Origin of the sequence: Sorangium sp. So ce426 (genome assembly GCF_051475585.1) — a bacterium.
GTDB classification, from domain to species: Bacteria; Myxococcota_A; Polyangia; order Polyangiales; family Polyangiaceae; genus Sorangium; species Sorangium cellulosum_B.
Window position 1 is genome coordinate 13,092,434 of sequence record NZ_CP150341.1, and the last position, 14,213, is coordinate 13,106,646.

The 14,213-nt window shown below is 70.9% G+C and carries 9 protein-coding genes; 8 read left to right on the forward strand and 1 reads right to left on the reverse strand.

The genetic code is table 11. The features are described 5' to 3' along the window. The first annotated feature begins 44 nt into the window (after positions 1 to 44). The 5 genes from WMF44_RS49280 (at position 45) to WMF44_RS49300 (ending at position 8,406) form a co-directional block, all read left to right on the forward strand. Positions 45 to 818, forward strand: a complete 774-nt coding sequence (locus WMF44_RS49280; RefSeq protein ID WP_437296983.1) for an endonuclease/exonuclease/phosphatase family protein — start codon at positions 45 to 47, stop codon at positions 816 to 818. Positions 819 to 920: 102 nt separating this feature from the next. Beyond that, positions 921 to 1,562, forward strand: a complete 642-nt coding sequence (locus tag WMF44_RS49285; RefSeq protein ID WP_437296984.1) for an NAD(P)-dependent oxidoreductase — start codon at positions 921 to 923, stop codon at positions 1,560 to 1,562. Positions 1,563 to 1,721: 159 nt separating this feature from the next. Next, positions 1,722 to 5,246, forward strand: a complete 3,525-nt coding sequence (locus tag WMF44_RS49290) for a DVUA0089 family protein (RefSeq protein WP_437296985.1) — start codon at positions 1,722 to 1,724, stop codon at positions 5,244 to 5,246. 821 nt (positions 5,247 to 6,067) lie between these two features. Then, complete coding sequence (locus WMF44_RS49295) at positions 6,068 to 6,571, forward strand: hypothetical protein (RefSeq protein ID WP_437296986.1); 504 nt, start codon at positions 6,068 to 6,070, stop codon at positions 6,569 to 6,571. A 248-nt stretch (positions 6,572 to 6,819) separates the two neighbouring features. Continuing rightward, positions 6,820 to 8,406 carry an MSCRAMM family protein gene (locus WMF44_RS49300; RefSeq protein WP_437296987.1) on the forward strand — a complete coding sequence of 529 codons (1,587 nt, stop codon included), beginning with the start codon at positions 6,820 to 6,822 and terminating at the stop codon, positions 8,404 to 8,406. Positions 8,407 to 8,480: 74 nt separating this feature from the next. Here the strand turns inward: WMF44_RS49300 and WMF44_RS49305 are convergent, their stop codons facing one another. Further along, positions 8,481 to 9,941, reverse strand: a complete 1,461-nt coding sequence (locus WMF44_RS49305) for a hypothetical protein (RefSeq protein WP_437296988.1) — start codon at positions 9,939 to 9,941, stop codon at positions 8,481 to 8,483. Positions 9,942 to 10,498: 557 nt separating this feature from the next. Here WMF44_RS49305 and WMF44_RS49310 point away from each other — a divergent pair. From WMF44_RS49310 to WMF44_RS49320, 3 genes are all read left to right on the forward strand, one after another. Further along, entirely contained in the window at positions 10,499 to 11,680 is a 1,182-nt protein-coding gene (locus tag WMF44_RS49310) for a YkgJ family cysteine cluster protein (RefSeq protein ID WP_437296989.1), read from the forward strand. A gap of 139 nt (positions 11,681 to 11,819) precedes the next feature. Further along, complete coding sequence (locus WMF44_RS49315) at positions 11,820 to 13,151, forward strand: aspartate kinase (RefSeq protein ID WP_437296990.1); 1,332 nt, start codon at positions 11,820 to 11,822, stop codon at positions 13,149 to 13,151. A gap of 252 nt (positions 13,152 to 13,403) precedes the next feature. Continuing rightward, a complete protein-coding gene (locus WMF44_RS49320) occupies positions 13,404 to 14,207 on the forward strand; it encodes an HAD family hydrolase (RefSeq protein WP_437296991.1) in 804 nt (267 codons plus the stop codon). The last annotated feature ends 6 nt before the right edge of the window (positions 14,208 to 14,213 follow it).

A 14,213-nucleotide genomic window follows, 5' to 3' on the forward strand; every position in this document is an offset into this window, starting at 1 on the left:
CTGGCTAAGAGACATCCCCGGACTGACGCCCGAGGAGGAGGCATTTGAGCCACGATCGCGATCTCGTCGTCCTGACGCAGAACATCTGGGGGGGAGTCGCCCTCTGGGAGCGGCGCCGGGCGATGCTTGCCAGGCTCATCGGCGATCTGCGCCCTTGCCTCCTCGGGCTCCAGGAGGTGCACGCGCCGGCGTCGAGCGGCGACCTCGGCCAGGCCGGGGAGCTCTCGCGGCTCGCCGGCGGATACCGGGCCTGGTTCGCGCCGGGCAGGGTCGCCGCGAGCGGCGAGTGCGAGGGGGTCGCGCTGCTCTGCCGGGAGGACATCGAGGTGCTCGACCACTCCGTGGAGGCGCTCACGCTCGATCGCGACGACCCGTTCGAGCGCGACAGCCAGCGCGTCGTCCTGCGCGCCGCGATCCGGCACGCCGGCGCGGTGGTCGACGTGCTCGTCACCCACCTCTCGCTGTCGAAGCGCGCGCGGGCGCGCACCGTGCGCGAGCTCGTGAGCTTCGCCGCGCGCGAGCGCCAGAAGTCGGGGAGCCACGGCGCCGTGCTGATGGGCGACTTCAACGCGCTCCCCAGCGAGGAGGCGGTCTGTTATCTCCAGGCGAGCGCCGGAAATGGCTCCTGGCTCGACGCCTGGACGCAGGCGCACCCCGGCAAGGCGGGCGGCACCTGGCCCGCGGGCCTGCCGCTGCGACGCATCGATTATGTCTTCGTTCAACCGGGCGAGGGGTGGGCGGTCACGCGCTGCGAGCGGGCGCCTTTCTCCGGCTCGGATCACCACGGCGTGGCCGCGTGGCTGCGGCTCGGCGCCTGAAGGGCGGGGCCCCGCTCGCCCGGATCTCCAGCAGATCTCGATGGATGCGGCGTTCGCGCGCAAATTGTACCCGCTGCGGCGGACCGGGTAGGCTTTCGGCACATGAGCAGGCTGCTGATCTTGGGGGCGACCGGGGGCACGGGCGCCGCGTTGATCCGTCAGGCGCTGGAGGCTGGACACGAGGTCTCGGCCTTCGCGCGCACGCCCGCCACCCTGCCTGTCCCCCACCATGAGCGGCTGCGCGCGCTCCGCGGCGACATCATGGATGCCGAGCAGGTCTCGCGCGCCGTGTCCGGCCACGACGCCGTCCTCTCGGCCCTGGGGTCGCGCGGCCTGGGCCCGACGCGCGTCTACTCCGACGGCATCGTCCACGTCCTGCGCGCGATGAAGGAGCACGGCGTCCGCCGCCTGATCGCCGTCACCGCCGCGGGCATCGGCGAGGAGCAGCAGCCTGCGCTCTGGTTCCGGCTCCTCGTCAAGCCGATGCTCCGCAACCGGTATTCCGACATGCTGCGGATGGAAGAGGCCCTCCGCCAGAGCGATGTGGCCTGGACCGTCGTGCGCGTCCCCAAGCTCACCGATGGGCGGCTCACCAGGGAGTGCCGCGCCGAAGTCGACCCCTCTCCGCCGGAGGGCTACCTCTTTGGCGGCCCCACGATCTCGCGCGAGGATCTGGCGTATTTCATGCTCTCCCAGCTGGAGAGCGAAGAGTACCTCCACAAGGCGATCGTCGTGACGTACTGAGGGCGCGGCGCGGTCGTCATCTCTTGACGCAGCCGCGGAGCATCGGTCTTCTGCCGCCCCCGCCGTCGTGGCCAGCCTGCGGCGCGCCTGCGGTGATCGCCACGAATGCCGCGATCGCCGTGACCCTCGCGACGCTGCCGAGCAGAGGCCTCAAAAATCATGATTTTCTCCCCCAGGACCGCTCTCCCATGGTTCCTCGGTCTGGCGCTGATTGCCCTGAGCGGATGTGAGCTGCTCGCCTCGGCGGACCGCAGCAAGATCGATGCACCCGCGGTCGGAGGCAGGGGCGGAGAGGGCGGTAGCAGTGGAGAAGGCGGCAGCGACGGAGAAGGCGGCAGCAGTGTAGAGAGCGGCAACGGCGGAGAAGGCGGCGGCGGTGGGCAGGGCGGCGCGGCCGGCGCTGTGTGCGGCGATGGGGCGGTCAGCGCTCCTGCCGAGATGTGCGACGATGGGAATCGGACGGCCGGCGACGGGTGCGATCCGGGATGCGCGATCGAGCCTGGGTTCGCGTGCGCCGGGGCGCCGAGCGTTTGTACGAGCGGGTGCGGCGACGGCGCGCTGGGCGGCGCGGAGACCTGCGACGATGGCGGCGACAAGGACGGCGATTGCTGCTCGCGCGCGTGTCGGGTCGAGTCCGGCTGCGAGGTCGAGCCGAACGACGGATTCGCCTCCGCCAACGACGCCTTCGCCATCGCGCCCGGCGGCCTTATCCGCGCGTTCATCGACCCCGGATCCGACGTGGACGTGTTCTCGGTGACCGTCCCCGAGGGGTCGATAGGGCGCATCAAGGCAGAGACGCTCGATGGCCCGCTGGGCACGACGTGCAGCTCGCTCGGCGTCGATACCCATGTGACGATCTTCGACGCGAGCCTGGCGAGCATCGAGGACAACGACGATGTCGCCAACGACGATTTCTGCTCTTACCTGGCGCTGCGCAAGCTGAGCCCTGGCGAGTATTTCGTCCGCGTGCAGATCTCCCCTGAAGCGGAGCCCGCGACGTTCGACTACACGCTCTCCCTCACGCTGGATACCTCGGTGTGCGGCGACGGCGTGCTGGAGGATCCGGAGCTCTGCGACGACGGCGACACGACCGGCGGTGACGGTTGCAGCGCCGCGTGCGAGCTGGAGCTCCGCTCCCCCGAGGTCGAGCCGAACGGCACCGCGGCGGAGGCGGAGGGGCGCGCCGCGCTCCGGCCGAACGTGCTCGTCTCGGCGGCGATCGAGCCGCTCGGCGAGCTCGACGTCTTCGCCTTCGAGGTGCCGAGCCTCGCGGACGTCCAGCTCGCGACGTTCAGCCCCGGGCGGCTGGACGAGTGCGCCGAGGGAGTCGACACCTTCCTCCAGCTGCTCGACGTGGACGGCGCCACGGTGCTGGCGAGCGACGACGACAGCGGCCTCGAGGCGTGCTCGCTCATCGACTCGAGCGTCGACGACAGGGCGACACGGCTCCAGCCGGGCACGTATTATGTGACCGTCGAGGAGTTCAACAACGACGCCGTCATCCCGGGGTACGACCTCCTCATCGCCTTCACCTCGCTCTGCGGCAACGGGGTGATCGAGGAGGGCGAGGCGTGCGACGGCGGGGAGCGTTGTTCCCCGGAGTGCGCGCGGATCGCGGTGTGCGGCGACGGAGCCATCGACGGCGGCGAGGCGTGCGACGACGGCGGGACCGAGGGCGGAGACGGCTGCAGCGCCGCGTGCCAGCTCGAGGGGACCCTCCCGGAGATCGAGCCGAACGACGCGCGAGGCCAGGCCACCGCGGGTCGGGCGACCGCGGCGGGGGCGCTGTTCACGGCGTCGATCTCTCCGCCGGGAGAGGCCGACTTCTTCGCCATCGACGTCCCCGGCCTGGCCGAGCTGGAGGTGGAGACCTTCGACGCGACCGGCCCGACCTCGTGCCGCGGCGTCGATACCGTGGTGCAGCTCCTCGGGCCCGACGGCGCCGTGATCGCCGAGGACAACGACGGCGGCGAAGGCAGGTGCTCCCGGATCCGCGCCGCGGTCACCGCGCCGGGCGTCGATCACGTCCGCTATTACGTGCGCGTCCAGGACTATGGAGGAGACTCCATCGCTCAATACACCGTGCGCGCGCGGACGACGGCCGTCTGCGGCGACGGCGTTGTCGAGGGCCTGGAGGAGTGCGACGGCGGCGCCGCGTGCGGGGCGACGTGCCAGCGCGTCCCTGTGTGCGGAGACGGCTTCATCGACGAGCCCGAGGTCTGCGATGACGGCAACACAGGAGCCGGGGATGGCTGCGACGCCGCATGTCGGATCGAGGGCGCGATCGCCGAGGTCGAGCCCAACTCGACCCCTGCCGAGGCCGAGGCGAACGGCGCTGTCGCGCCGGGAGCGCTGGTGTCCGGCGCGATCGAGCCGGACAGCGATGTCGACCTGTTCGCCCTGCAGGTCACGACCGTCTCCGATCTCCGGCTCGAGACCTTCGACTCGAGCGGCCCCGCGCGGTGCGCCGAGGGCGTCGATACGGTCCTCTCCCTCCTCTCGCCGGACGGGGCGACCGTGCTCGCGTCCGACGACGACGGCGGGATCGGCGCCTGCTCGCTCATCGACTCGAGGAGCCCCGGCGGGGCCGCGGCGCGCCGCCTGGAACCCGGGACATACCATGTCCGGGTCAGCGGCTTCCCGGAGCAGCCGGGGGCCCGCTACACGCTGCGGGTCTCGCTCGACGCCTCGTGCGGCGACGGCGTGAGGGAGGGCGCGGAGGAGTGCGACGGCGGCGCGGGGTGCAGCGCCCGCTGCGAGAGGCTCCCTGTCTGCGGCGACGGCCTGCTCGACGCGCCGGAGGGGTGCGACGACGGCAATGCCGCGGGCGGCGACGGGTGCAGCGCCGCCTGCCAGCTCGAGGCGGTGACGGCCGAGATCGAGCCGAACGACACCCCCGCGCAGGCCGGGGCGAGCGATCTCGTGATCTCGGGCGACGCGCTCCTCGCGGCGAGCCTCTCCGCGGGCGGCGACAGGGACGTGTTCCGCCTGAGCTTGCCTGTCGCCTCGGTCGTACGCCTCGAGGTCTTCGACGGCACCGCGGCGGGCTGCGAGGGAGGCCTCGTCACGACGCTCCGCGTGCTCGACGCGGCGGGCGGGACGGTCGCGACGGACGAGGGGCTCTCCGACGCCGCGTACGCGGGGGGCATCGGCGGATGCTCGGCGCTCGTCGTGGCGTTGCCTTCCGGCGACCACGACGTCGAGGTCGCGGCGCGCGAGGGCGGCGCGGAATTTCCGCTCTACCTCCTCCAGGCCAAGATCCTCGCGCCCGCGGGCGCCGAGGAGGAGCCGAATGGCAGCATCGCCACCGCGCGCCAATCCGTCGGATCCGACGGGTTCATCGCCGGCGCGCGGGCGACCGACGATTTCGACTTCTACGCCGTGGATGTCCCGGAGGGCCGGTCGATCCGCGCGGAGATCATCGAGGGCGGCGAGAAAGCGTGCGAGTCGCTCGAGATCGACAGCCGGCTGTCGCTGCTCGACGCCGCGGGCGCGCTCATCGCGGACGATGACGACGGCGGCCGGGGCAACTGCTCGATCCTCGACGGCACCGGGGACGCCCCGCGGCACCCCGGGGCTCACGCGCTACCGGCGGGGCGGTACTTCCTCCGCGTCCGCGCCGCGTCCGGCGCCTCGGGCACCGCGGCCCTCTTCGCGTACCGGCTGGCCGTCACGCTCCGCTGACGAGCGCGGACGCCGCCGGACGTCCGGGATCACCCTTGAGCCCATCCGGCCGGGACGGCGCGCGTCCGCCGCCGCGCGTCGCGCGTCGCGCGTTGTCAGAGGACCGGGACGCACCCGCCGCCGCGCGATGATTTGATTCGATGTCTCGATATCCCATCATCGCGAGACTGCCGCGCTCCGTCGCGCCGCCGCGCGGTGTGGCTCCGCGGTGCCCACCGGCGCCGCATGGGGGGGCCATACCCACAAGCGCCTTCGCGGGGCGTCTTCGGTAGGTAGGTAGGTTGGTGGGTAGATCGAGCGCCGGGGGCGGCACGGAGCTGCCTTGTGCCTCGCGCGCGCGTCCGCCGCCGCGCGCCCGCCCTGGCGTTCCCCGGCGATTCCCGCCCTCGGCCGCGCCTCGCGGCGCCGCCGCACACCGCCTCTCGGCGCGGGTGCCCGATACTTCGGCCGGATGTAGGCGCCCGCGGGGTGCGTTCACGGCAGAGGGCGCGAGTTCATATTCGAGGAGTGCCGGTATTCTCCATGGTTCTAACTCCGTCCTGTTTTTGACCGGAAAGATGCCAGTCAAAAGTGCTTGCGTGAGACCGCGGGGAGAATAGTCTCCTGTTGTTCGCGTCATGACCTCGGGGCGGGTTCCTCCGGGAGCGTGACCGTGACGGGACGACGACGACGTGCGTCGCGCCCGTCGGGGCACCGCTCTCCTGGCGCAGGCCCCGGGGGATTGCATCCCTTGGGTGACGATCTGGATAGGTATCTGCATCAAACTTCACCACAGATTCGATTCCTCGGAGGTATTTCTCATGAAGAATTTCGCTCGTTGGGTGCTCGCTTTCGCAACCGTCACGTCGATCTCGGGCAGCGCCTTGGCCATCCGGAACGACTGTATCTACAACGTGTCGATGAAGACCGGGCTGAGGAAGGTGCCCGTCGGTACGACCGTCTGCCAGCTGGCCGAGCAGGCGGGCACCCCGTTCAACGATGAGTGCGGCTACGTGTGCAAGTGGGGAGTCGTGGCGGCCCCGGGCGCCGCCGTCGCCGCCAACATGTTCCTTCGCCAGGCGACGACGATCGGGAGCAACGACTGCGACTGGAACTCCTTCTATTTCACGGACGGGAGCATCTCGCTCCTGCCCTCTGTGCCGATCCCGCCCAGCACGGTGGCGTTCCCGCCCAGCTCCGGCATCACCTCACGGCTCCAGAAGGCGCCCATCTGCAACTTCGTGGGGATGGAGGACGACTTCACCGGCACGATCAAGGCCACGATTCAGTTCTACTCCGCGCTGTCGATGCCCGTGCCGGTCACGTACACCCCGCACTGCTACTGACGGCGTGCCTTTGAGACCGGTCTTCACCGGGCTCTGAGACGGCGCCCGGCGTCCGACCGATCGGCGAGAGCCTCCCTGCAGAAAGCCCATAGTAACGGCCCCGGGCAGGTCGGGGAGGCGCTCGTCGATCGTGTCGTGCGGATTGAGGAGGGGGCGCCGGCGGAACGCCGGCGGCCCCTTTCTCTTCTCCGCCTCCGCCGAGCTCCGGACCGCAGGGCTCTAGCCAGGTCAACTTGTCTGGAGGAACAATGATGCAACCGAGTTCGTCGCAACGGAACCCCTCGCGCCGGCCCTCGTGGATCGCCGCCGGATTGCTCCTGGCCGCCCTCGCCGGCGTCGCCCTCTTCCTCGCCTTCCGCTCCGGGGACGAGCAGACCGCCGGGGCGAGCGGCCCGGCCGCCGGGGCCGAGAAGCACGTCCGCTATCGCAACAGGGCGCTCGTGCGCGGCCCGGCGCCGGCGGCGAAGGAGGAGGCGAAGCCCACGATCAGCGGCGTCGTCTATGGCACGGACGGGAACACCCTCGCCGGAGCGACCGTCGTCGCCATGACCTTCGAGGTCGCCGGCAACGTGCTCTCGACCGCGGGCTCCGTGAAGAGCGACGATGGAGGGCGGTTCGAGCTGACGCTCCCGGACGGCACCTATCAGCTGAGCGCGAGCGTCGATGGATACGGGACCACGTCGACCACGGCGCGCCCCGGCGAGGCGTTGAGCCTCGTGCTGCCGAAGAGCGGCGTCATCGAGGGGCGCGTGCTGGACGAGCGGGGCGAGCCCGTGCGCCGCTTCTCGATCGACATCCTCTCGGCCGTGACGGCGGAGACGCCGGCGACGCCGCCCCTGTTCTCTCGCACGTTCGAGAGCCCGGACGGCTCGTTCCGCGTCGATCAGCTGCCCTCGTGGGATGTCGTCGTCAGGGCGACGGCGGCGGAGTTCGCGCCCGCGTTCTCCACGAACGTCAACGTGCGCGCCGGAGACGTCGAGAAGATGGATCTGACCCTCTCGAAGGGATGTACCTTGATCGGGCAAGCGGTGGACTCGTCCGGCGCTGGGCTGCCCGGGGTGTACGTGGACGCCGAGTCGCTCTTCGCCGTCGGCGAGCTGAGCAGCCTGTCCATGGAGGCCGCCGCGCAGGCGCAGACCGAGGACGACGGCTCCTTCAGCCTGCCGCACGTGCCGAAGGGCACGATCGTCGTCCGCGGCTATGACGGCAGCAACGCCGTGAGCTCGACCGAGATCGAGGTCGCGGGCTGCGACGGCCTGAAGCCGGTGAAGCTCGTGATGTCGCCCGGCGGCAGCCTCTCCGGCGTGGCGCGAGACGCCGAGGGCAAGCCCGTCGCCGGCGCCCGGCTCACGCTCATGCACCGCCCGATCGGCTTCGTGAACACGGTGAGCGACGAGGACGGCAGCTTCAATTTCGACCAGGTCCCGCCCGGCGAGCTCCGCGTCATGATGCGGCGAGGCGAGGAGGTGATGCTCGCGGCGGTCGGCATCGAGGAGGGGAAGAACACGCAGCACGACATCGCCTTTGCGCCCCGGGGCACCGCGGAGATCCGCGGCCGCGTCACCGTGGCCGGCAAGCCGCTCCCGGGGGCTCGCCTCATGGTGGCCACCCAGATCGGGGACGACGGCGCGATCGGCATGTTCTACCCCGTCACCGTGGAGGACGGCTCGTTCCGCGTGTCCGGGCTCCCGGCCGGCGGCTACATCGTCAACGTCGAGTCGACGAGCATCGGGACGGGCGTGCAGGTGAAGGCGGGCGAGGTCGCGACGGCGGATCTCCAGGTGATCGACCTGCCCAGCATGAAGGGCAAGGAGGCCGCGCTCCCGCTGCGGTAGCGAGCTCCGCGAAAGCGCGATCGCCCGGCTGTCCGGAGGCGGAGCCTCCTGGACGGCCGGTCCGCGTTTTCAGGTCACTCCGCCGGGGCGATGGTCAGCGTGAACGGCCCCGAGGAGGCGGCGTTGTAGCTGTCGACGAAGATGTCGATCGGCTGGCCCGCCGTCGCCGTCACCGTGATCGACTCGGGCAACCCGGAGTCGAAGGGATCATCCACGCAGGCGATCTCGCTGCTCTGGTCCGCGCAGTCGCTGCGCGCGTAGAGGACGACATCGGCGTGGCCCTCCGGCGTCGCGGTGATCGTCAGGTCGCCGCTCTCCTCCGGGGTATACCGGTACACGAGCTCCCCGCCTTCGCCGCCGCACCACCCCGTGACGCCCTGCGTGCCCTCGGAGGTGTCGCCCACCGCCGTTGCCTCCGTGAGCGTCGCCGCGGCCGCGCACAGGGGCTCCAGGTTCACCTTGCACGCGCCGCTGCACACGTTGCCATCCACGGCGTCTCCGTCGTCGCACTCCTCCGCGCCGACGCGCGCTCCGTCCCCGCAGATCTCCTCCGCGAAGGACACGTCGAGCGTATACGACGCGTCCATCCCGTTCTTGCCCTCGATGAAGATGAAATAGGTCTGACCGGGCTCGGTGAGCAGCTCCAGCGGGGCCTCTTCCGGTCCGAACGCAGGGACGCAGCCGAGCAGCGTCGCCTCGTCGTCGCAGCTCTCCCGGATGTACCAGTCGAAGTCGGCCTCGGGCGCCGTCGCCGTCGCGGCGATATGGACCGCGCCCTTCGCCGGCGCGACGAACCCGAACACCCGCTCTCGCATGCCCGTGCCCGTGACGGCCGTGGGGATACCAGGGCAGAGCGCCGCGAACAGGTTGGTGCCGGCCTCCGTCGTGCCGGTGAACCTCCCGCCCGCCGAGACGTCGGTGGCCTCCGCGCACGCCGCGGCGACGCTCTCGACGCACGCTGCCTTCGTCGAGCAGTCGCGCTCCTCGCAGTCCTGCAGGCCGTCCTTGTCCTCGTCCTCGGCGCTGTCGCAGATCTCACCCGACGAGACGCAGAACGCGGAGTCCTCGTCGCAGGCGCCCTCGCACTGCGCGTCGTCGTCGCAGCCGCCAAAGCACATCGTCCACCCGTCGTCGGTCACGTCGACGCACGTATGCCCCGCCCTCCCGCAGTCGGACGTCTCTTCACAGGACTTGAGACAGAGCGAGAAGCTGCCCTGCGGCAGGCACTCGGAGCCCTCACCGCAGGGCAAGAGCGACGTGTCGCAGAGCCTCGTGCAGTAGCCGCCCGCCCAGCCGAACTCCTCCTCGGTCAAGCAGAGCCCGCCGAGGCAGTCCTCGTTGACCGCGCAGGCCTCGCCGTCCGCCTTCCCGTCCGGCGCGATGCCCTCGCCGTCGTCACCGCCCTGGCCGCCCTGGCCGCCCTGGCCGCCTGCGCCGGACGCCGCTCCCAACGGTGAGATCTCGTCGTCGTCGCCGCAGGCGGCGAGCGCGAGAGACATCGCTGTGACCGCTGACAGGGGAAGAGCAAGTCGCATGTTGTTCTCCTCAAAGAGAGGTACAGCGCTCGACCACGGAACGCAGCAAAACTTGCGACAACAGCAAAAAGAGCCTGGATTGACTGGAATTGTTACGTCCGTAACGAAATACGGTGGTAAGAAAAGAACCCTTACAATCGTTCAATGCTGAGACCGTGGCGTTTCAAAAACGAAACCCGTAGGGGATGTCCCTGACGCATCGCCGCAATTCGGGGTGCTGCCTAGGGGTCGTCCGGATGGCACGATCAGTGCTTCATGGGAGGCAGCGCCGCCGGCGTGGCCTTCGCCCCCCTGAGGCCCCGGCGGCGCTGTCTTTTTGTCGGTCGCCGTCCCGCCGATCGCCGTCGCCACGCCTGAGCCCACTGGCTCGCTGCGCCACGCCGGGCGCGATGGACGCGATGGACGCGCGGCACGCGGGGATCGCGCGCCGGATCGAGCGCCGATCTCCGTGGCGTTGTATGGTCCCGCGCCCCATGGCGACGAAGCTCATCGCTCCCTCGAGTCACCCCCCGAATCAGAAGTTCGAGTGCCGCGACTGCCCAGCTCGGTGCTGCCGGATGCCGTGGAACATCCGCTTCAGCGGCGACGAAGCCAGGCGGTACCTCGCGGAGCCCTGGGTGCGGGAGCGCGTCGGGGAAGAGGGGGCCCTCGTCATCGGGCGCGGCGTGCTGCCCGTGCGGGAGCGGGATCGCCAGCTCCAGTGCGTCTTCCTCGACGACGACATGCTCTGCAGCATGCAGAAGCGGTTCGGCCACGAGTACATCCCGAAGTCGTGCCAGGCGTTCCCGTTCGGGTTCGTCCGCGACGAGAAGGATGTCGTCGTCGCGCAGCTCTCCCAGCTGTGCCCGTCGATCCGCGACAACTACGGCAAGCCCGTCGACCGCCAGCTCAAGGCGAAGCTCCAGCAGCGAGGCGACACGGAGCGGATGTCGACGGCGCTGGCGACGCTGAGCGGCGTGATCCTCCCCCAGCCGCTTTATCTGCGCGCCGCGAGGCACTGGGAAGAGCAGCTCGCGACCGGCGCGTCGCCGGCGTCGACGCTGGCGCGGCTCTACGACTGGACGGCGGCCTTCGAGCGCGCTCTCCCCCAGGGCCAGGGGCGCGCGACGGACGCCTCGGTCGACGCCGCCCTCGGGCAGGCCGGCAAGGACGAGCCCGAGCCGCTCGCGCCCCGCAAGAAGCCCTCTTTCCATGCGCGGGTGCTGTTCGCCTATCTCCTCGGCAACCTCTGCTATCCGTCGCGGGTCCGCGAGCCCCACCGGGTCGAGAAGGCCTCGTGGACGCAGCTCCAGGCGCTGCGCAGCTTCGGGAACAAGGCCGCCTGGATGCTCGGGAGAGGCACCGTCGATATGATGTTCGTCCCGAGGCCGTTCAAGCTCCAGCGGGTGAGGACGGTCGATCGCTTCCTCGCCGGCGACGAGGGGGCCGCCGTGAAGGACTACCTGCGCCTCGTGCTCCAGCGCCGGCACATCTTCTCGGCGCCGAGGCACCTCCTGGCGGCCGTGCTCGACCTCTCGCTGGCCACCGTCGTGATCTCCCGCTTCGCCCGCTGCCGCGCCGCGGCGGACGGCAGGGTCAAGGTCGCCCCGGAGGACGTGCGGGAAGGGATCAGCGTCGCCGAGCTCGTCCTCCTGAGCCACGCGGCCCTCTCGGAGCAAGGCACGCTCATGAAGAACCTGCGCTGGCTCCTGCTCACGAAGCGCGAGAGCTTCCGGGCCCTCCTTGCGACCGAGGCATAGGCCCCTCGCCCGCCTGGTTGGGTCGGCTACCGGGGCAGGCTCTTAGCACCTCGCGTCAACGTCAGGCCGGGCTCGCTTCACCGCCAGCCGCGACTATTCTCGCGCCCACCGGGCCCAGCTGGCCCATGGAGGCACGCGCATGATCGTCATGAAGTTCGGCGGCAGCTCGGTCGAGAGCCGCGCGCAGATCGAGAAGGTTCTCCACATCGTCAGAGCTCGCCTGGCCCGCCGCCCCGTCGTGGTGAGCTCCGCGCACAAGGGCATGACCGACGCGCTGATCAACGCCGCCAAGGCCGCCGCCACGGGGCGGTTCGATCCCTCCCTCCCGGTGAACAAGCAGCGCGCGGTCGCGGAGTCGCTCGGCTGCGCGCCCGACCTCCTCGCGCCCTTCTACGAGGAGATCGCCGATCTGCTGCGCGGCATCAGCCTCGTCAAGGAGCTCAGCCCGAGGAGCCTCGACTACATCGCGAGCTTCGGAGAGCGGATGGCCGTGCGCTGCATCGCGGACTTCTTCGCGCGGAGCGGCGTGCCGGCCCGCGCCTACGACGTCTGGGACCTCGGCTTCATCACCGACGCGAACTTCGGCCGCGCGCGCCCGCTGCCCGGCTTCGACGCCCGGATCAAGGCCATGTTCGCCGAGCGCGTCCCCGAGGAGATCGTGCCGATCGTCACCGGCTTCGTCGGCCGCAACGAGGCCGGCGAGATCACGACCGTCGGCCGCAACGGGAGCGACCTCACGGCCACGCTGGTCGCGGCGGGGCTCGGCGCCGAGGAGGCGCAGATCTGGAGCGACACCGACGGCGTGATGACCGCCGACCCGAGCGTCGTGAAGACGGCCCGGAACATCCCCACGATGCGCTTCGAAGAGGCCGCGGAGCTCGCGTTCTTCGGCTCCCGCGTCCTGCACCCCTCCACGCTCCTGCCCGCCATGGAGAAGGGCATCCCGGTGCGGGTGCTCAACACGAACCGGCCGGATCACCCGGGCACGGTCATCGACTTCAACACCGACGCCGCGTCCCCGCCCGTCACGAGCATCGCCTACCGCGAGCGGCAGGTCGTGCTCAAGATCAGCTCGACCCGGATGTTCGGCGAGGTCGGCTTCCTCGCGCAGGTGCTCGCGGCGCTGGCCCGGCACGAGGTCGTGATCGACGTGATCACGACGTCCGAGGTCTCGGTCTCGATGACCACCGACGACCTCGGGAAGCTCAGCCGCGCGCTGCCCGAGCTCGAGCAGTTCGGCGCCTGCGAGGTCCTGCCCAACCGGACGACCCTCGTGATCGTCGGCCAGGGCATGCCCAGGCAGAAGGGCGTCGCCGCGCAGGTGCTCGACGCGATGGCCCAGGCCGGCGTCAACGTCGAGATGCTCAGCTACGCGACGGGCAGCGTCAACCTGTCGATGGTCATCGAGGACGCGCACGTCGCCTCCGCGGTCGGCGTCCTGCACCACTCCCTCTTCGAGAAGGCGCGGTGACGCCTCGTGGCGCGACGAACCGATTGAACCTCGAGAAACAGGAGAGATTTCACAGGGAGACGGGGAGACGGGGAGATTTTTTATTTCCTTTCTCTTCCTCCTCGCCTCCCCGTCTCCCTGTCGTTTTCTCCCGGATCCTCCACGTGATCGGCGTTCCTGCCGGGTGACGCGACGTTGACAGGCGTGACGCGACGCGGGCGCCGCAGTAGGCGTAGGCCTCGGTCGGACCAGGCGTCCGGCCCCGGGGAGACCATGACGGCGGCACACCTCGACGGCGGCGCGACGATCCCGCGCGAGAGCACGACGGACATCCTGCGGCGGATCGAGGCCGCGTACGGCACCTACGCCACGCGCCCCGCGCTCGCGTTCGACGCGGACGGCACCCTCTGGGAAGGGGACGTGGGCGTCGACCTCTTCGAGGCGTTCCTCGCGGGGCGCTGCGCGCGTCCCGAGGCGGAGGCGGCCCTGCGCCGCGAGGCCGAGGCGTTCGGCGTCGCCGCGGAGGGCGGCGCGCACGAGATCGCGAGCGCGCTCTACGCGGCGTTCAACGCCGAGCGCTACCCGGAGGACAGGGCCTTCGCGATGATGGCCTGGGCCTTCGCGGGGTGGCGCGAGGACGAGCTCGCGGCGCTCGTCGACCGCGTGCTCGAGGAGAAGGGCCACGCCGGGCGGATCCGGCCCGCGCTGCTGCCAATCCTCGGCTGGGCGCGCTCGCGCGGCGTCCCGGTGTTCGTCGTCTCGGCGTCGCCGCGCGCCGTGATCGAGCGCGCCGTCGCGCGCCTCGGCGTCGCGCCCGAGCGCATCGCCGCGATGACCCCGGCCGTCCGCGAGGGCCGGCTCGCCCCCGAGCTCGGCGCGCCCGCGACCTACGGCGAGGGGAAGACCCGCGCCCTCGAGCGCATCTTCCCCGAGCTCGCGGTGCTCGCGGCCTTCGGCGACAGCGCCTACGACGCCGCCCTGCTCCGGACCGCCCGGGTGCCCGTCGCGGTCTCCCCGAGCCCCAAGCTGCTCGCGGTCGCCGAGACGATCCCCGGGCTCGTCCTGCTCGCCACCTGAGCTCTT